General features: G+C 65.7%; 18 protein-coding genes. 6 read left to right on the top strand and 12 right to left on the bottom strand.

Features of this window, described 5'->3' with window-relative positions; translation table 11 throughout:
- Window position 1 precedes the first annotated feature (1 nt).
- From A5736_RS17390 to A5736_RS17400, 3 genes are all read right to left on the bottom strand, one after another.
- Window positions 2-838: an SDR family oxidoreductase gene (locus A5736_RS17390; protein ID WP_076247590.1), complete on the bottom strand. Its 837-nt coding sequence runs from the start codon at window positions 836-838 to the stop codon at window positions 2-4.
- The gene (locus A5736_RS17395; RefSeq protein WP_076247592.1) at window positions 835-1314 is read right to left on the bottom strand and encodes a nuclear transport factor 2 family protein; all 480 of its coding nucleotides are present in this window, start codon (window positions 1312-1314) and stop codon (window positions 835-837) included. The genes A5736_RS17390 and A5736_RS17395 overlap by 4 nt, the downstream gene beginning before the upstream one ends.
- Window positions 1315-1437: 123 nt before the next feature.
- On the bottom strand, window positions 1438-3045 hold the full coding sequence (locus A5736_RS17400; protein WP_076247594.1) for an acyl-CoA synthetase: 1608 nt from the start codon (window positions 3043-3045) through the stop codon (window positions 1438-1440).
- A 102-nt stretch (window positions 3046-3147) separates the two neighbouring features.
- Here A5736_RS17400 and A5736_RS17405 point away from each other — a divergent pair, with 102 nt between their 5' ends.
- Genes A5736_RS17405 through A5736_RS17415 form a run of 3 tightly spaced genes read left to right on the top strand, consistent with a single transcriptional unit; the run spans window position 3148 to window position 6422 of the window.
- Window positions 3148-5076 (top strand): NAD(P)/FAD-dependent oxidoreductase, encoded by a 1929-nt coding sequence (locus A5736_RS17405; protein WP_076247596.1) that lies wholly within the window; start codon window positions 3148-3150, stop codon window positions 5074-5076.
- A complete protein-coding gene (locus A5736_RS17410; RefSeq protein ID WP_076123055.1) occupies window positions 5073-5960 on the top strand; it encodes an SDR family NAD(P)-dependent oxidoreductase in 888 nt (295 codons plus the stop codon). The genes A5736_RS17405 and A5736_RS17410 overlap by 4 nt, the downstream gene beginning before the upstream one ends.
- Window positions 5961-5978: 18 nt before the next feature.
- Complete coding sequence (locus A5736_RS17415) at window positions 5979-6422, top strand: nuclear transport factor 2 family protein (protein ID WP_076247597.1); 444 nt, start codon at window positions 5979-5981, stop codon at window positions 6420-6422.
- On the opposite strand, the gene A5736_RS17420 is transcribed toward A5736_RS17415, so the two are convergent.
- From A5736_RS17420 to A5736_RS17455, 8 genes are all read right to left on the bottom strand, one after another.
- Window positions 6412-7044, bottom strand: coding sequence for a Dabb family protein (locus A5736_RS17420; protein WP_076247599.1), 633 nt, complete (start codon window positions 7042-7044; stop codon window positions 6412-6414). The two genes, A5736_RS17415 and A5736_RS17420, sit on opposite strands and share 11 nt — an antisense overlap.
- Complete coding sequence (locus A5736_RS17425) at window positions 7037-7384, bottom strand: hypothetical protein (RefSeq protein ID WP_076247601.1); 348 nt, start codon at window positions 7382-7384, stop codon at window positions 7037-7039. The genes A5736_RS17420 and A5736_RS17425 overlap by 8 nt, the downstream gene beginning before the upstream one ends.
- Before the next feature lie 11 nt (window positions 7385-7395).
- Window positions 7396-8313 carry an alpha/beta hydrolase gene (locus A5736_RS17430; protein ID WP_076123059.1) on the bottom strand — a complete coding sequence of 306 codons (918 nt, stop codon included), beginning with the start codon at window positions 8311-8313 and terminating at the stop codon, window positions 7396-7398.
- Window positions 8310-9149 (bottom strand): IclR family transcriptional regulator, encoded by an 840-nt coding sequence (locus A5736_RS17435; protein WP_076123060.1) that lies wholly within the window; start codon window positions 9147-9149, stop codon window positions 8310-8312. Before A5736_RS17435 ends, A5736_RS17430 begins: the two co-directional genes overlap by 4 nt.
- A 135-nt stretch (window positions 9150-9284) precedes the next feature.
- Window positions 9285-10751 carry an FAD-dependent oxidoreductase gene (locus tag A5736_RS17440; RefSeq protein WP_076247603.1) on the bottom strand — a complete coding sequence of 489 codons (1467 nt, stop codon included), beginning with the start codon at window positions 10749-10751 and terminating at the stop codon, window positions 9285-9287.
- Window positions 10748-11671 (bottom strand): biphenyl-2,3-diol 1,2-dioxygenase, encoded by a 924-nt coding sequence (gene bphC, locus A5736_RS17445; RefSeq protein ID WP_076123062.1) that lies wholly within the window; start codon window positions 11669-11671, stop codon window positions 10748-10750. Before bphC ends, A5736_RS17440 begins: the two co-directional genes overlap by 4 nt.
- A gap of 14 nt (window positions 11672-11685) precedes the next feature.
- Window positions 11686-12870, bottom strand: coding sequence for an acyl-CoA dehydrogenase family protein (locus tag A5736_RS17450; RefSeq protein ID WP_076062082.1), 1185 nt, complete (start codon window positions 12868-12870; stop codon window positions 11686-11688).
- A 106-nt stretch (window positions 12871-12976) separates the two neighbouring features.
- Window positions 12977-13255, bottom strand: a complete 279-nt coding sequence (locus tag A5736_RS17455) for a 2Fe-2S iron-sulfur cluster binding domain-containing protein (protein WP_076123064.1) — start codon at window positions 13253-13255, stop codon at window positions 12977-12979.
- A 130-nt stretch (window positions 13256-13385) separates the two neighbouring features.
- On the opposite strand from A5736_RS17455, the gene A5736_RS17460 reads away from it, so the two are divergent.
- The 3 genes from A5736_RS17460 to A5736_RS17470 are packed head-to-tail and all read left to right on the top strand — an operon-like array spanning window position 13386 to window position 16632.
- Complete coding sequence (locus A5736_RS17460; RefSeq protein WP_076247605.1) at window positions 13386-15002, top strand: NAD(P)/FAD-dependent oxidoreductase; 1617 nt, start codon at window positions 13386-13388, stop codon at window positions 15000-15002.
- Entirely contained in the window at window positions 14999-15802 is an 804-nt protein-coding gene (locus tag A5736_RS17465) for a mycofactocin-coupled SDR family oxidoreductase (protein ID WP_076247607.1), read from the top strand. The genes A5736_RS17460 and A5736_RS17465 overlap by 4 nt, the downstream gene beginning before the upstream one ends.
- On the top strand, window positions 15799-16632 hold the full coding sequence (locus A5736_RS17470) for a mycofactocin-coupled SDR family oxidoreductase (protein WP_076247609.1): 834 nt from the start codon (window positions 15799-15801) through the stop codon (window positions 16630-16632). Before A5736_RS17465 ends, A5736_RS17470 begins: the two co-directional genes overlap by 4 nt.
- Before the next feature lie 15 nt (window positions 16633-16647).
- Here the strand turns inward: A5736_RS17470 and A5736_RS17475 are convergent, their stop codons facing one another.
- Window positions 16648-17526: an alpha/beta fold hydrolase gene (locus A5736_RS17475; RefSeq protein WP_076247610.1), complete on the bottom strand. Its 879-nt coding sequence runs from the start codon at window positions 17524-17526 to the stop codon at window positions 16648-16650.
- Window positions 17527-17696: the final 170 nt, after the last annotated feature.

A 17696-nucleotide genomic window follows, 5' to 3' on the forward strand; every position in this document is an offset into this window, starting at 1 on the left:
GTCACCTCAGCACCGGAGGTCGTTGTGCAGCAAGCACATTCGCGCGATCTGCCATGGCCAATGCGACGGTTTGCTGGGTGACTAGATAGAACCTTCCCTCGGCGGCCTGCTCGAATAACGTCTCAGCGGCCGCAAGCGGATCCATTGCCGCGGCCTTGATGTCCAGCATGGCGGAGCGTTGCGCCTCGGCGGCACCGGCATCGCCGGCGTCAGGGCCGACTCCGCCGGCCGCCTCGAAGATGTTGGAGGCCACCGCGCCGGGCAGCACGGCCTGGACGTGAATGTGGTGGCCGTGCCCGGCCAATTGAACATCCAGATGCAGGCATTCGGTCAACGCGAGCACCGCGTGTTTGCTCATGATGTAGGGCGCCTGCAACGGGATTGCGCGTACTGCACCGACCGACGACAGGTTCCACACCCAGGCTTCCTCGTCGGTGGCCATCATCTTCGGCAGAAATGCGCGGATACCGTGGAAGACGCCGCTGATGTTGATGTCGACGACGCGCCGCCAGTTGGCTATTGGGGTGTCCCATAGGTAGCCGAACTGCTCGATGCCTGCGTTGTTCACCAGCAGCCGCACCGGGCCGACGTCGCGGTAGACCCGGTCGGCGAGTTTCTGGACGGCGTCCGGGTCGGTCACGTCGCACACGATGTCTACCGCCGTGCCGTCCGCTTCGCAAAGTTCGTCGCGCAGCGCGGCGATGGCAACGGCATCGACGTCGGCAAGGACGACGGCCATGCCCAGGCGGCTGGCGTATCGCGCCATTCCCGCGCCGACCCCGGCGCCGGCCCCCGTGATGACGGCGACACCGCCGGAAAATGTTGCGCGCGCGCTCACGAACCTGTGGCGCTGTCGGCGGCGAGCTCCGCCAGCAGGACGGAGTCGGTGGCGTCGAGCACGACGTCCATCTCGGTGAACACCAGCCCGGTCCCTTCGCGCCGGACGCCAACGTTGACGACGCCGCTGGACACCGCGAACGGTACGAAGTTGGCGATTTGGTTGACGAGGATATAGAACCGCACGCGGGTAACGTCACCGTCGGTTCCGGTGCGGTGCACATTGGTCGCATGGTGGCGGAGCGGGTATGGGCTCTGCTTGCGATGTTCCGACAGCCATTCCATCACGGCATCGCGTCCGTGCAGTTCGGGTGACATCAAGTCTTCGAACGGGCTGGCTCCGGAATCGCTGCGGGTCAGGTAGTGCACGTCTTCGGCGTAGCTCGCGGCCAGTTCGTCGTAGTGCGCTTCGTCGTAGTGGTACCAGAAGCTGCCGATGAACTCCTGCAGTTCCGGCAGCGTGACGTCTTTGCTCATGTCGGCGAGTCAACCCCGGTGCGGCCCTGATGACACCGCGGATGCCCGGTCAGTGGAACACCGTACCGGCGCCATGAAAAGGATCTTCGCCATTCCGGTGTGAAGGTGGAGGGATCGGCCGGCTCATCGCAGATTCGACAACCGCTCGTCAAGGCTGAAGCCTTCGCGCAGTTCGCGTTTAAGCAGTTTGCCGCTGGGATTCTTCGGCAGTGAATCGACGAAGAAAATGCGTTTTGGCGTCTTGAATCCGGCCAGGTGCTCCCGGCAGTGCACGAGCAGATCGGTTTCTGTCACGGCGACTCCGTCGCGGGGCACCACCGCCGCCGCCACGGCTTCCACCCAGACCGGATGCGCCAAGCCGAATACCGCGACTTCCTGGACCCCGCTGTGTCGGTACAAGACTTCCTCAACTTCGCGGCTGGCCACGTTCTCGCCACCCGATTTGATCATGTCCTTCTTGCGGTCGACGACGTGCAGCAGGCCGTGCTCGTCGAAGTAGCCCAAGTCGCCGGAATGGAACCATCCGGCGCGGAAGGCCTCGGCAGTCCGTTCGGCATCGTCTAGGTAGCCCAGCATCAAATGCGGGCTGCGGTGGGCGATCTCGCCGACGACACCGGTGGCCACCGGGATGTCGTTGTCGTCGAGAATCGTCGTCTCCACATTGACCACGGGGCGGCCGGCCGCACCCGCGTGGGCGTCCTGCTCATCTGGCCCGAGCGCCGACGCGAGCGGCGCCATCTCGGTCTGACCGTAGAAGTTCCATAACCTCAGATTTGGTAGCCGGGTCCGGATCTCGTTGAGGACCTCGACGGGCATCGCCGAGGCGCCGTAGTACCCCTTACGCAGGCTGGACAGATCCACCTCGTCGAAGATCTGGCAGCGCAGCAGGCTGATCCATACCGTCGGTGGCGCAAAGTAATTCGTCACGCCATAGCGTGCGATGGTGCGCAGGACAAGTTCGGGGTCCGGACGGGGCAGGATGATGCTGGTAGCGCCGAGATAGATATCTGTGGCCAGGAAGTTGTCCAGCTGTGCGCAGTGGTAAAGCGGCAGCGAGTGGATCTCGATGTCGTCACCGGACATCGACCCGGCGACGATGGTGCTCACGTATTGCCACATCAGGCTGCGGCTGGAGTGCATCGCCGCCTTCGGGCGCGACTCGGTGCCGCTGGTGTACATCAGCCGTAGGAGCTGGTCGTCGTCGATGCGCGGGTTGGGGGCCGCGGCGGTACTCGTCAACCAATCTGCGAAGTCTTCCCAGCCCGCTGCAGCCGTGTGCCCGGCCGGCAGCAGCGCAACCCTCGTCGTGACTGAGCCGCCCAGTCGCATCGCTTTCTCAGCGGTCGGCATCAGCTCCGCCTCGACAACGAACCCCCTGACCCGGCTGTGGCCCAGGATATAGGCGATCTCCTCGGCGGTGAGCATGAAGTTGATCGGCACCAGGACGACCGCTGCGCGCGCGGTCGCGAACGCCAGAACGGCGTACTGCCAGCAGTTGCGCGCCAGCAACGCGATGCGATCGCCGGGTGCAAAGCCGTTGTCGCGCAATGCCGCCGCCGCTCTGTCGATCCGATGATCGAACTCGGCGAAGGTCAGTTCGACATCCCCGTCGATGATCGCAGTCTTGTCCGGTTGGCGGCGGGCCGATCGGCGAGGAATATCGCCGAGCGTATGACCGCGCGCCTGTGCGACTAGGGTGCGCACCCGTCCGTCGAAGCGCACCCGATCCATGTTTCGGAGAGTATGCGTCGGATGCCGTCGCGGGTCTACTCCTGTCCCGCTGAGTAGACAGATGGCCGCGCGACCCAACCGTCCGCCTCGATACTCGATGGCATGACCGCCGCCACGGAATCGACGTCGCCCACCGGCCCCGCCGTTCCCGACCCCGGCGAACTGCGGGACAACCTGCGGCAGGCCGACCCTGGCGTCCTGGTCGCGGTGTTGGCCCAGCTCACCGGAGACCCGTCGGTGATCGAGACCTACGCGCCCAAAATCTCGCACATTCCTGACCCACCCGAACGGGCCGGTGTCACCGACCCCGAAACTGCCGAAGCGCTGGTACGCGCCGTCATTGACGCGCTGGCTCAGCCCCGGCGAGCCTATGCGGTGGCCGCCGCCGACCGGGATTTGTTCGCTCGACTGCTGCCGATCGCGCTGGGTTCGGAAGTCGAGGACGAGCAGGTCGACCTGCTACTCGAGCAGGGCGGCTTCCAGCGGTCGCAGCCGACGCTGCCGCGCACGGTGCCGATCCCCGATACCGTGAAAATCGCCATCATCGGAGCGGGCATCGCGGGGATCAGCGTCGCGCTGGCCGCCGCCGCGGAGGGCGTGTCCTACGAGATCTTCGACCGCAACGCGGAGGTCGGCGGCACTTGGCTGACCACAACCTATCCGGGCATCGGCGTCGACACCCCGTCGGCGTACTACTCGCTCTCTTGGGAAGTCAACCCCGACTGGAGCAGCTACTATCCGCAAGGCGCGGAGTATCAACGCTATCTGGTGGCCCTCGCCGACAAGTACAAGCTGCGCGAGCGGACCCGGTTCCGCACCGAGGTCGATGCCTTGTGGTGGGACGCCGATCGAAACCAATGGCAGATCCATTCGGTCGATGCCGACGGCCACCGTGACATCAGCTACGCAAGCGTAGTGATCACCGCGGCCGGCTACCTCAACCGGCCCCGCTGGCCCGATGTCAAGGGGCGAGAAACGTTCGCGGGCATCAGCATTCACTCGGCCCGGTGGGATTCCTCGGTGGATCTCACCGGCAAGAAGGTGGCGATCATCGGCGCCGGGTGCACCGCGGTGCAGATCGTCGACGCGTGCGTCGACCAGGTGGACCACCTGACGATATTCCAGCGTCAGCCGCACTGGGTGGCGCCACGCAAACGTCCCACCGACGAGGTCCCCGCGCATCGGCGCTACCTCGGGCGTCACCTGCCGTACTACGCGAATTGGAACCGGCTCAAATCGTATTGGGGAACCGCCGACAACAACTACCCGGTCATCCTGCAGGACCCGGAGTGGGCCAAGGACCACCTGTCCATCTCTGCGGCCAACGACGTGCTTCTGCAGATGTGCCTGGCGTACATCGAGCAGACCTTCGGCGAAGACACGGAGTTGGCCAAAAAGGTCACGCCGGATTTCGCACCGTACGGCAAGCGGATCATCCGCGATCCGGGCGGGTATTACGCGGCGTTGACGCGCGACCATGTTGACGTGGAGGCCAGCGAACCGGCCGAGGTCAACGCGAAAGGCATTGTCACACAGGACGGTCGGCAGATCGACCTCGACGTGATCATCTATGCCACCGGCTACTACCTGGACTTCCTGTCCACAATCGACATCCGCGGCCGTGACGGCAAGAAGCTGACAGACGAATGGGGCGAAAGTCCTCGTGCCTACCGCGGCGGAACCGTACCCGGCTTTCCCAACCTGTTCACCATGTCGGCACCGAACTACAGCCCCGGTCACGGCGCCGGCGCGAACTTCTCAATGGAGGTGCTCGCGCACTACATCATCGAATGCCTGCAGTTGATGGCGCTGCGCGGCGCCGACACTATCGAAGTCACTCGGCGGGCGTACGAGGACTACGTCGCGGAAATCGACGAGACGATGATGGGTACCGTGTGGTGCCACACGCCGAATGCGCACACCTACTACCGGTCGGGATCGGGGCGGGTGGTGGTGGCGACGCCATATCGACTGGTCGACGTCTGGCATCAGCATCGCGCGCCGATCGAAGAGGATTTTACATTGCGATGAGCCAATTGCTCACCGGCAAGACGGCTTTGGTCACCGGCAGCAGCCGCGGCATTGGACGCGCAATCGCCCAGCGTCTCGCCGCAGAAGGCGCGACCGTCGCGGTCACGGCCCGTGCCTACCAACCGTCGCAGTCCATCCGGGCCGGGGCCACCTCGGCGCTACCGGGGACGATCGACGAGACCGTCGCCCTGATCGAAGAGGCTGGCGGATCAGCGTTCGGACTGACCGCGGACCTCGAGGACGGCGCGGCGCGCGATGGCCTGGTGGACGCGGTGCTGGAACGCAGCGGCCGCATCGACATCCTGGTCAACAACGCCGGTTTCGCCGACTACTCGGTGATCGAGAACATGTCGCTGGAAACCTTCGACCGGACCATCGAGCACTATCTGCGGACGCCGTTCGTTTTGACCAAAGCTGCGGTGCCACATATGCGTAGACAAGGTGGCGGGTGGATCGTCAACATCGGCTCGGTCACCGGTGTGGCTCCAGTGCGGCCGTACCGGGAGTACAACAAAACTGCCGGTGACGTCATCTACGCGTCTTGCAAGGCCGCACTGCATCGCTTCACCCAGGGCGTCGCTGCGGAGTTGCTCGATGCCAACATCGCCGTGAACTGCGTCGGCCCGTCGACGGCCGTCCGCACACCTGGTGCTGCACAGTTGATCCCGGAGACCTTCTTTACCGAGCCGGTCGAGTATCTGGCCGAGACCGTGCTCGCGATGTGCCATCTGCCGGCCGCGCAACGCACCGGCCTGGTGGCCTTCAGCCTGCACTACCCGTGGTCACATGGGCTGCCGGTGCGCAGCCTCGACGGTAGGTCGGAGCTGCCGCCGCTGGAACCGCCGGCATCTGCTAACCCGAATATCCTCCCCGCCGGGCTATAGCCTGCAAGATAAAGAAACATGGATACCGATCGGCTACAACGCCTGTTCGATGAGCGTGACATACAGCGCGCGTTGAACCTATTCGCCCGCGCCATGGACGACCGCGACTGGACCGCGATGGCCGAGATTCTCGCCGATGACGCTCAAGGCGACTTCGGCACCGGCCGGCTGCACGGCAGTGCAGCAATCATTGAACTGATACGGGGTTTCCTCGACAATTGTGGTCCGACCCAACATCTATTGGGCAATGTTGTTATCGATGTTGATGGCGATAATGCATTCAGCCGCGCCTACATTCGCGATGTCCATCTTCAGTCTGATGCTGACGCGTCGGCGCGGTTCTATACCCTCGGCGACTACAAAGACACGTGGCAGCGGCGTGCCGACGGGACGTGGTGCCTGACAGAGCGGATCAAGGCCAACCGCGCCCACGTCGGATCGCTCAGCGTCTTCAGCAGCTAGTTGGCAAGGGCGCGATGCATCGACAGAAGCTGTGGCACACCCGGTCGCGCACGATCACGTCAGGACATTCCGGATCGAACCATCGGTCCACCACCGCCCAGTGGATCGGATGCATCAGGTAGGGACCCATCAGACCGTCGAGATCGCTGAACTCCTGCTCGAACACGTGCGTCCATGACGAGGCCCCGATCGCATCATCGACGCGGCTCAGCTGCCACGCTCTGACGGCCGGTATGTAGTCGGGCATCCAGGACAGCTCGTCTTCGAAACGTTCAACTGTGACGGCGGCCGTATCTGGCGCTACCCGCAACAGCAGGGTGCGATAGATGGTTCCCGGGCCGCCGCCGTTGTGGTTCAGAACACCTGCGTAGGTCGCTCCATTGACTCGCGTAATCCCGGGATCGTGCAGCACCGCAGCGAAATCATCCGCGGCCGAGAGCCATTGACTTCGTGATTCGAACCTCAAGTGGACTAGGACGTCGCCCCCGTTGCGCGACCCCGTCAGCGTCGGCTCGACGAGCCGGTGTAGTGCGGAGGTCGCTTCCGCCGCCGAACGCACGGCCGCCAGCACCCGAAGCCGCTCTTCCTCCGCGATGTCGATGAGCCTGGTAACGCTATACATCGCAGAGGCCATCGACGTCGTCGGCTGCAGCGGCGAAAGACCGCGACCGCGCGGTGACCAGTTCGCTGATCCGAGACCACCATTCGCCCAGTGCCGGGTCCGGCCGACCCTTCCAGGTCATCTCCCACCATGCCTGCACGCTCGGCAGCGTCCAGCTGATAGTGACGGTATTTGAGAGATCTTTGGACCAGATCGGAGGACTGACGAGGACGTCGCGCAATGTCATCCCGCGGCAGCGGGCGCCGGGCGCGTATTCGGCGAGGTAGGCGTCGACGAATGTCCTTGCGCAGCCGGGCTTGGTCACCACTCTGTCGATGACGAATATCCGACCGTCAGCCATGGTGCGACCTTTCAGCGAAGCAGTTGAGCCAGTCCCGAGCACGCCTGCTGCCGCGCTTCGTGAGCTATGTCGAGCATCGGCATCGTCATGAACCCATGGATGCCGCCGTCGAAGGGGCATCGCACAGTGATCACACCCGCAGCCTCGAGCGCGTCGGCGTAGGCGTTGCCCTCGTCACGAAGTGGATCGTGACCGGCGGTGACGATGACTGCTGGCGGCAGTCCGGCCAGGTTCGCCCGAAGGGGCGACGCGTATGGGTGTTCCCGATCGGCACGCGCCGGAACGTACTGATCCCAATACCATTGCAGCGCCGGCTTCGGATTGTAGAAACCGTTGCCGAACAAGCGATAAGACTCGTTGTTAAAGTCGGCTGCTATCACCGGATAGATGAGCAACTGGCCCGCGATCGGGGGACCGCTGCGATCGCGCGCCATCACCGCGGTGACGGCGGCCAGGTTTCCTCCCGCGCTGTCGCCGCCGACCACAACGCGCTGTGCATCGCCGGCAACCGCGTCCGCATTGTCGGCCGCCCATCGGGCGACCGCGTAGACGTCCTCGGCAGCGTCAGGCCACCGATGCTCCGGGGCCAGGCGGTAGGCGACCGAAATCACAACGGCGGGAACACGATTAGCAATAGTCCGGCACAGGCCGTCGTGACTGTCCAGGTCGCAGAACACAAAGCCGCCACCGTGGGCGTACACCAGGATCGGCAGGCTCTCGCCATCGGGGCGGTAGATCCGCACCGCGATGTCGCCGCCGGGCCCCGGAATGGATTCGTCTCTCACCTCGGCAACGGGCTCGAGTTCTGCAGGTGGCACGAAGCGGGAGCGGATCGTTGCCCTTGCCTGCGCACCGGTCATGGTGTGGACCGGCGGGAAGCCGGCGTCCAGCGCCTCGATCAGCGGCGCGATCTGTGGATCGAGGCTCACGCGTATTGCAGGGCAGGACGCGGCGCGGAACGCGCCAGTCGCAGTGGCCGCAGCGGTTGCAGGGTTGGCGCCACCCGCTGCGGGCCGTCCTCGACGTTGCGCCAGACGGCCATCGCGGTCATGCGCACGGGGGCGGCCAGGCGCTGATCGAACATCATGCGATTCATCGGACCGCACACCGACACCGCGGCGACGGCCTCACCCGGGCTGCCGATCGGGGCTGCCACACAACCGAATCCGAGCAGCGACTCCTCGCGCTCGAACGCGACACCGTGGGCGCGCACCTTGGCCAATTCGATCGCCAGTTGCGAGCTGTTAACGATCGAGTACTTGGTCTTGCGGGCCTGCAGATCCACGGCGGTGTCCTCGTCACTGTAGGCCAGGATCGCCTTGCCCACGGCGGTGCAGTGCGCGGGTTGACGGCCCCCAACTCGGGTGGGGATCGCGGCGTTCATCGGTTCGCCGACCTTGTCGAGATAGACGACGTCGGGTCCGTCCAGCACCGCGAGGTGTACGACAAGCCCGGTGGCGCGGTGCAATTCGCCCAGCAGCGGACTGGCCGCGCGCACCAGACGGTCCTGGTGTACGGCTAGCGAGCCGAGCTCCACCAAACGCATACCGAGCTCGTAGTCGCGGCCGCTGCGGCGCAGCCAGCGCAGTTGCACCAAGCGCTCGAGCATCCGATGCGCCGACGAGCGCGGCAGGCCGGTACGGCGGACGATCTGTGCCAGCGTCAGCCGTCCCGGTCCATCGAACGCATCAAGCACCAACGAGATGCGGTCGATAACGGCACTGGGTGTTGGTTGGGCGGTCGCGACGGCGTCGGTTCGTGACATCGGTGTCCTCAAGGGTTGCTATAACTGGCTGATATATTCCTATTAGGAATATATGCACCATACCGCTGTGGCTGCTGTCACACAAGACACGAAAAAGCGCCGACGGACCCGGGTCAGTCGGCGGATTAGCGCAGGTCAGCCCTTGGCGGCCGAGCGGCCAGCCCGGCGGCCGTAGAAGCTGCCGTCGCCGAGCGAGATCCCGCTGGCGTAACCCCACGCGGCGAGACCCGCGGTCGAACGCCCCGCGGCGAAGAGGCCGGGTATGGGCTCACCGCTGACGTGCAGCACCTCGGCGTCCAACGTGGTACTCAGGCCGCCCAGGGTGAAGCCGCCAGTGCTCTCGCGCAGGTCGATCGCGCCGACCGGGCAGCCGATCGGCTTCACCCATTCCGGCTTCTTGTGCAGCAGCGGATCCTCGCCCCTGGCGGCCCCGTCGTTGTAGGCGGCGACGGTCGCCTGCAGCGAACCGGGCGTCAGCCCCATGTCGCGTTCCAGGTCGGCGACGCTGTCGGCCACCCACGTCGCCGGCCGCAACATGAACTTCGGTGACCACGACGCCATCGCCTCCTCCTGAGCGTCGCCGTCGATGATCAGGTAGGCGGTGTTGTCCTGCTGATACAGCGTGAGCTGCCCGATCCTGCCCGGGTAGGTGTCCTCGGTGACGTAGCGCTGGCCCCGGCCGTTGACCAGGATTCCGCGCACCAGCTGTTGCGGATCGATGAAGATCGCGACCTCGGTGGCGTCCATGTGGGCCAGGTCGGCGCCCAGGGCCTGCGCCATCCGGATCGCCTGGCCGTCGTGCTGCTCGATCGACGCAGCCGGGCGGCCGGCGATCCGCGGGGCGTAGCGCATCACCATCGCGTCGTTGTAGGCGAAGCTGCCCGTCGCGAGGACCACGCCCGAGCGCGCCCGCAACGCCATCTCGGTGCCGTATTGCCGGGCGCGCAGGCCGACCACCCGCCCGTCGGATTCGACGATCAGCGACTGCACCCGCACGTCGTAAAGGGCGCGCGCGCCGGCCGCGGTCGCGGTTTCGACGAGCGGCTTCATCAGCATGTAGCCGGCGCTTGCCTCACCCTGCTTCTTGTTCGACATCTGCGGGACATGACCGCGCGGGGCTGGGGTGGCAATGGTGTTGAACGGGTAGGCGTTTTCGCCGCCGCTATACATCAGGCCCTGGTCGCCCATCGGTTCCCAGCCGGGCTCGGAGAAGAACTCCGCCTTGAACGGCACGCCGCAGCCGACCAGCCAGTCGAAATGGGCGACACTGCCGGCGCAATAGTCGGCGATCCGGTCCCCGTCGGCGCCGGGCCCCATCGCGACGTTGAGAAACGCCGCCATGTTCTCGACGGAATCGTCGAAGCCGCAAGCCTTTTGCAGCGCCGTACCACCGCCGAGGTAGATGAACCCGCCCGCCATCGCCGCCGCGCCGCCCCACGAGCCGGTGCGCTCCAGCACCAGGACGTCGGCGCCGGAGCGGGCCGCTTCGACCGCCGCGGCGGCGCCGGCCACCCCGTAGCCGGCGATGACGACGTCGGCCTCGTCGTCCCACGAGGCGATCGACGCGGCGGGAATGGGTGTGACGTCGGTGTCGGGCGTCATAACCGCATCGCCGCGGGCATCTCGCCGACCCACTGGTGACCCCAGTAGCTGTCGGCGGTGATTTCCTCTGCGGTGTAATAGGTTTCGTCGACCCGCATGCCGTCGGTGCCGAATTCGATGTCCCAGTCGCCGGGCGCGCGGACGTAGAAGGAGATCATCTTGTCGTTGGTGTGGCGTCCCAGTGTGGACGACAGCTGGAATCCCTCGGCGTTCACGCGATCCAGCGCCTGGCCCACCGCGTCGAGGGTGTCGACTTCGACCATGATGTGCACGAGCCGCGGGTCGCGCTGATGTGCGGCCGGGACGATCGCCATGCTGTGGTGTCGTTCGTTGATGCCCAGGAAGCGAACCCGCACCGGCCCGAACTCTTTCGGCAGCGGCACCCGGAACGCGCCACGGGAACGGAAACCCAGCACGTCGGTGTAGAAGTCGAACAGCCCGTTGGGATCCATGGCCGGCACGACGACATGCCCCAGCCCCTGATCGCCGGTGACGAATTTCGCGCCGAACGGGGTGACGACCGGGCTGTGGTCGAGCACCGCCCCGTGAAACACCTCGAGCGTGGTTCCGGCCGGGTCCTCGAACGTGAGCACCTCTTCCACGCGACGCGCCTCCGCCTCGTCGGTGGACAGCTGTTTGAACGCAACCCCGGCGCCATCGAGGGTGGCCTTGACCCGCTGCAGCGCCTGGTGGTCGCGCACTTCCCAGCCGACGGTGAGCACCCGGTCGGTGTCACCGGGCAGCACGATCAGCCGGGCTGCCCGCTCGTCCATGCGCAGATACAGCGCGGACGCGTCGGGGCCTCCTCCTTTTGGTGGGGAGCCTTCCGCGAATCCGAGGACGCCGAAGGCGAATTGCCGCCAGCGATCGATATCATTGGTCGAAATAGTGATGTAGCCAAGGCTTTTCAGGTCGCTCATGGTGAAGCGTTCTCCTAAATCAAGGCTCGCAGTGGACCTTCCGGCGGATCGATGCCCAGCGAGCTCAGCGCCGACGCGTGGTAGGTGGTGCCGGGGACGTGGATAGCGTGCAGGTGGCCGACATGCACGTCCCGCCAGTACCGCTGCAGCGGCTTGTCCATCCGCGCCGCGTTGCCGCCCGAGCGGGCGAAGATCTCGTCGACCGCCGACACCGCGCGCCACACCGCGCGAACCTGCGTGCGCCGACCGGCCGCGCGGTCCGCGAACGACACCTCCTTGCCGGCGGCAACCATGTCGTAGATGCGATCGGCGTTGGCCAGCAGCTCCTGGCGCGCGGCGTTGATGTCGGCCGCCGCCTCGCCGATGGCGTGCATGACGTAGGGGTCGTCCTTGATCGCCGTTCCCGTGGCTCCGACACGCTCCCGCTGGTAGTCCAGGTGGGCGGCGAGCGCTCCCTCGGCGATGCCGATGGTCGCCGCAGAAATGCCCAGCGGGAACATCGTCGACCACGGCATCAGGTACAGCGGCTCGGTCATGCCCGCCTCGCGCTGGGCGGTGCCGTCCATCACCTTCGTCGCGTCCATGGTCCGATAGGTCGGGACGAACGCGTCCTTGACGATGACGTCCTTGGAGCCGGTTCCGCGCAGCCCCACCACATTCCACGAGTCCTCGACGATCTCGTAGTCCTTGCGCGGCAGGATCATGTGGAGCATCTGCGGCGGCATCAGCGGGATGCCCTTCTCGTCGCCGAGCATCGCCCCGAGGATGATCCAGTCGCAGTGGTCGGTGCCCGAGCTGAACTGCCAGCGGCCGTTGAAGATGTAGCCGCCGTCGACGGGCTTGGCCACACCCTGCGGCGCGTACGGGGAGGCCATCCACGTGTCGACGTCCTCTGCCCAGATTTCCGCGGAGACTTTCGGATCGGCATAGGCCAACTGGTAGGGATGCACACCAACCACGCCGACGATCCAGCCGGCGGCTGGATCCAGCGCCGCAGTGGCCATCGTCGTCTCAGCGAACTCGCGGGGGTGGACCTCGAAGCCCTGGTATTGCTTGGTCTGCAGCAGCCGGATCAGGCCGGCACCTTTCATCAGCTTGACGGTGTCGTCGGTGAGGCGGCCAATCCGTTCGGCTTCGGCGGCCTGGTCCCGCAACTGATCGGCCATGGCAACTACCCGGTCGAGTACCCGCTCGCTCATATCGTTCGTCCTAACGTGTGGGGGCGTAGTAATGGTCTACCGCAGTCCGCGCCGAACCCGAAGGCAATCCCGGTGAGCGGACGCAATCGCGGTCAAAACTTCGCGGTCAAAACTTGATGTGGAGATGGTCGCTGGCCGGCCTGGCCTGACACGCGAGAATCAGACCGCCGCGCAGGTCGTCGGCTTCCAGGAGGTCGCACGCCGCCATGACGGTCTCGCCCGCGACGACGGTGGCCACACACGAACCGCAGCGGCCCTCCCGGCACGAGTGGGGCGCGTCGATGCCCGCATCGAGCAACAGGTCGACCAGGGTCTGACTACGGGGCCAACGCAAACGATGTCGCTGACCATCCAGCTCCACTTCGACATGAGCAACTTCCGACATGAGCCGATGGTCTGCGATATGCGGCGGGGGGCGGGTGCGCACGCCCGGTGGTCGGGAAAACTCGGCCGGAGCGTCCGTTGACCGGGAAGGGGAACCGCGCGCGACGACTAAGGCCCTACCGTGGCTGCCTGTGACCAATCCCGGCCAGCAGCCTCTCGACGTACTAGTGGTCGGCGCGGGGTTCGCCGGTCTGTACGCCCTACACAAGCTGCGCAGCCAAGGTCTGTCGGTGCGGGTGCTCGAAGCCGCACCCGAGGTGGGCGGGACCTGGTACTACAACCGCTATCCGGGCGCGCGCTGCGACGTCGAGAGTGTCGACTACTGCTACTCGTTCTCCGACGAACTGCAGCAGGAATGGAACTGGACCGAAAAGTATGCCACCCAGGCCGAGATCCTCGCCTACCTGAACTGGGTCGCCGACAAACTGGACCTGCGCCGCGACATCGCCCTGAACACCCGCGTCGTGTCGGCGGTCCTGGATGAGGCCGCGTTGCGCTGGACAGTCACCACCGACGGCGGGCAGGCGCTCTCGGCGCGGTTTTGTCTCATGGCAACCGGCCCGTTGTCGGCTGCGCTCACGCCGACCTTCGATGGCTTGGACAATTTTGCCGGCCAGATCTACCACACCGCCCAATGGCCCCACGATCCCGTCGACTTCACCGGCAAGCGGGTCGCGGTCATCGGCACCGGATCCTCCGGAATTCAGTCGATTCCAATTATCGCCGAGCAGGCGTCCCACCTCTATGTCTTCCAGCGCAGCCCCAATTACAGTGTCCCGGCGGGCAACAAGCCGTTGTCGGCCGAAGAGCTCGACGACATCAAGGCCGGCTACGCGGCGCGGCGCAGGCTTTCGTGGCGCAGTGGCGGTGGCTCGCCGCACATCACCGCCCCGAAGCCGACGATGGAGTACACGCCAGAGGAGCGTCGAGCGGCGTTCGAAAAGCGATGGCAGCTGGGTGGCGTGCTGTTCTCGAAGACATTCCCCGACCAGATGATCGATCTGGCGGCCAATGACGAGGCCCGAAAGTTCTACGAGGAAAAGATCCGGGCCGTCATCGACGATCCCGCGGTCGCCGACATGCTGATTCCCACTGACCACCCGATCGGCACCAAGCGAATCTGCACCGACAGCAACTACTTTCAGACCTTCAATCGGACCAACGTGTCGCTGGTCAGCGTGCGCGCCACTCCGATCGAATCCGTCGACGCGACCGGGATCAACACCACCGAGGCCCGGTACGACGTCGACATGATCGTTCTGGCAACGGGTTTCGACGCTATGACCGGGGCGCTGGGCAAGATCGACATCGTCGGACGCGGTGGCACGGCCCTACGTGACGACTGGGCGCACGGACCTCGCACCTATCTGGGGTTGGGCGTGGACGGCTTTCCCAATCTGTTTTTGATCTCCGGCCCGGGAGCACCCGCCGTCCTGGCGAACATGGTGCTACACGCGGAAGCTCAGGTGAACTGGATTGCTGAGGCCATCACCTACCTGGATAACCACGACTACGCCGCGATCGAAGCCACGGTGGACAGCGTGGACGGCTGGGTCGCCGAATGCTCCCGGCGCGCCGAGACGACGCTATTCACCAAGGCGAACTCCTGGTACATGGGCGCGAACGTACCGGGAAAGCCAAGGGGTTTCATGCTGTTCGTCGGGGGCTTCGCGACCTACAACGACATCTGCGCCGACGTCGCCGACTCCGGCTACCGCGGATTCGACCTGATCAAGATGCCGCAATGACAGGACTGGTTGACAAAGTCGTGCTGGTAACCGGCGCCGCCCGCGGCAGCGGACGCGTGCATTGCGAGCGGTTCGCCGACGAGGGCGCCGACGTGATCGTGCTGGACGGGCAGGCGGCCGCAGGCGAATTGAGCGATACCGCAAGGGAAGTCGAGAATAGGGGCCGGCGCTGCGTGACCGGCGTGGCCGATGTCAGCGACCTCGAAGCGATGACGGCCGCGATCGATCACGGCGTCGCCGAGCTGGGTCGGCTTGACGTGATCGTCGCCAACGCCGGAATCCACCTCACCGGCGCGCCCTCGTGGGAACTGGACCCCCGGGACTGGCAGCGCACACTCGACGTCAACCTCACCGGCGTATGGCACACCGTCAAGGCGGCTGTGCCGCACATGGGGGAGGGCGGCGGCTCCATCGTGATCATCAGTTCCACCAACGGGATTCGCGGCACGACCAACACCGCCCACTACACCGCCAGTAAGCACGCGGTGGTGGGCCTGGCACGCACCCTGGCCAACGAACTCGGGCCGCGCAGCATCCGGGTCAACACTGTCCACCCCGGCGCGGTCGCAACAACCACGGTGCTCAACGAGGCGACATTCAAGCGCCTGCGGCCCGATCTGGAGAACCCCACGGCGGCCGATGCAGCGGAGGTCCTCCAGGCGCGCAACCTGCTGCCTGTGCCGTGGCTGGAACCGGTCGACGTGGCCAACGCCGTGGTGTTCTTGGCCTCCGACGAGGCTCGCTACATCACGGGTACGCAGCTCGTCGTCGACGCGGGTCTGACGCAGAAGACGACGTGAAAGGGCGGCTTGCGGGAAAAGTCGCCCTGATCACCGGCGCGGCGCGCGGGATCGGGCGCGCGCAAGCCGTGCGCTTCGCGCAGGAGGGCGCCGACATCGTGGCGCTCGACGTGTGCGGACCCGTCGATACGGTGGTGATCCCGCACAGCACGCCCGCCGACCTCGACAGGACGGCCGCCCTGGTCACCGAAGCTGGTGCCCGGGTGCACACGGAGATCGTCGACGTGCGGGACCTCGCCGGCATGCACGCCGCCACCGACCACGGCGTCGAACGGTTCGGCGGACTGGACGCGGTGTGTGCGACCGCGGGAATCACCTCTCGCGGCATGGCCGTCGATCTGAACGAAACCGCGTGGCGCGCCATGCTGGACGTCAACCTCACCGGCGTGTGGCATACGTGCCGGGCAGGGGCGCCGCACCTGATCGCGCGCGGCGCCGGGGCTCTGGTCCTGACGAACTCGATCGCCGGATTGCGTGGCTTAGTCGGTGTCGCGCACTACACCGCCGCCAAGCACGGTGTGGTCGGTCTGATGCGCAGCCTTGCGATCGAGCTTGCGCCGCACAATGTTCGGGTCAACTGCGTCCATCCGACGAATGTCGACACTCCGATGATCCAGAACGACGCCGTTAGGAGCGCGTTTCGCCCGGACTTGGACCGGCCGCCCACGCGTGCCGAGTTCGCCGAGGCAGCTCGCGGCATGAACATGCTCGCGGTGCCGTGGATAGATCCGATGGACGTCGCCAACGCCGCGCTGTTCCTGGCCTCCGATGAGGCGCGGTACATCACCGCGGTGACCCTGCCCGTCGATGCTGGCGCCACCCAGCGATGAGGGATTGACGGGCAGTTAGCCGTTCTCTCGCGACAGGAACGCCAGCACCGTACTTTCGAACGCTTCCTTGGCTTCGATCATCGCCCAGTGCCCTGAGTTGGGGAATATGTGAAGTTCCGCGTTGGGAATGGTGCGCATGGGGATCAGCGCCATGTCGGGCGGGCTCACCCTGTCGTCTCGGCCCCATGTCAGCAGAGTTGGCACCGTCAGCTTGTGCATGACGGCCCACGGCATCGGCCGGTCGGACGCCGCCATGGCGGAGTTCATCCCGGCGAACGCCGCCTTGCCGTACATGCGGCGCGCGGCGTCCAGCGTCGCGGGATCGGTGGCTAGCGACCAGCGTTCCTCGATCAGCTCGTCGGTGACCAACGACTGGTCGTACACCATCGATTTCAGCCAGTCGACGAGCCGCTGCCGGGTGGGGTCTTCGACGAATTCCTGCAACAGCCGGATGCCCTCGCTGGGGCTGGGGCTGAAGATGTTTGTCCCGATGCCGCCGATCGTGACGAGCCGACCGACGCGATCGGGATTGGCGATGGCGAAATTGATGCCGACGCCGCCGCCCATCGAGTTGCCTACGATGTGCACTCTGTCGACGCCCAGCGCGTCCAGGAAAGGAGACACGGTGCCGAACGCCGTCACCATCGGGTGGCCGCCGAAGTCGTCGCTGACCCCGAAGCCGGGGAATTCCAGGATCACGCAGCGGAAGCGCTCGGCGAAGGTGGGCAGTACCCCGCGAAAGTTGCGCCACCCGGTGACGCCGGGCCCGGAGCCATGCAGGAACAGCAACACCGGGCCGGACTCGGGGCCGCAGTCGTAGTAGCGCAATGCGCCCTTCGGGGTGCTGATCTCGCGCAGGTCGTGCTCGACGGTCGTCTCAGGAGTGTTCGCCACGAGGTCACCCTGCCACGTCGCCGCGCCGGGCGGGAGCGGTGGTTCCGCTGATCGGTCAGCGCCTTGGCGTTTCGGTGCCCAACGTGTAACTGCTGCGAAGACACGCCGGGTGGATTCAAGGTTTGGTTGCAACAGGGGTTTGTGGTGGGGCTGACAGTAGTCGATCGAGG

The organism is Mycobacterium sp. SP-6446, assembly GCF_001954045.1.
Taxonomy (GTDB): domain Bacteria; phylum Actinomycetota; class Actinomycetes; order Mycobacteriales; family Mycobacteriaceae; genus Mycobacterium.

Excerpts from the sequence above, each read along its gene's own strand:
- A5736_RS17435 (WP_076123060.1), bottom strand. The coding sequence starts at position 9,149 with ATGTCACGAACCGACGCCGTCGCGACCGCCCAACCAACACCCAGTGCC.
- A5736_RS17455 (WP_076123064.1), bottom strand. The coding sequence starts at position 13,255 with ATGTCGGAAGTTGCTCATGTCGAAGTGGAGCTGGATGGTCAGCGACAT.
- A5736_RS17450 (WP_076062082.1), bottom strand. The coding sequence starts at position 12,870 with ATGAGCGAGCGGGTACTCGACCGGGTAGTTGCCATGGCCGATCAGTTG.
- A5736_RS17415 (WP_076247597.1), top strand. The coding sequence starts at position 5,979 with ATGGATACCGATCGGCTACAACGCCTGTTCGATGAGCGTGACATACAG.
- bphC (WP_076123062.1), bottom strand. The coding sequence starts at position 11,671 with ATGAGCGACCTGAAAAGCCTTGGCTACATCACTATTTCGACCAATGAT.
- A5736_RS17440 (WP_076247603.1), bottom strand. The coding sequence starts at position 10,751 with ATGACGCCCGACACCGACGTCACACCCATTCCCGCCGCGTCGATCGCC.
- A5736_RS17400 (WP_076247594.1), bottom strand. The coding sequence starts at position 3,045 with ATGGATCGGGTGCGCTTCGACGGACGGGTGCGCACCCTAGTCGCACAG.
- A5736_RS17425 (WP_076247601.1), bottom strand. The coding sequence starts at position 7,384 with ATGGCTGACGGTCGGATATTCGTCATCGACAGAGTGGTGACCAAGCCC.
- A5736_RS17465 (WP_076247607.1), top strand. The coding sequence starts at position 14,999 with ATGACAGGACTGGTTGACAAAGTCGTGCTGGTAACCGGCGCCGCCCGC.
- A5736_RS17420 (WP_076247599.1), bottom strand. The coding sequence starts at position 7,044 with ATGTATAGCGTTACCAGGCTCATCGACATCGCGGAGGAAGAGCGGCTT.
- A5736_RS17410 (WP_076123055.1), top strand. The coding sequence starts at position 5,073 with ATGAGCCAATTGCTCACCGGCAAGACGGCTTTGGTCACCGGCAGCAGC.
- A5736_RS17405 (WP_076247596.1), top strand. The coding sequence starts at position 3,148 with ATGACCGCCGCCACGGAATCGACGTCGCCCACCGGCCCCGCCGTTCCC.
- A5736_RS17395 (WP_076247592.1), bottom strand. The coding sequence starts at position 1,314 with ATGAGCAAAGACGTCACGCTGCCGGAACTGCAGGAGTTCATCGGCAGC.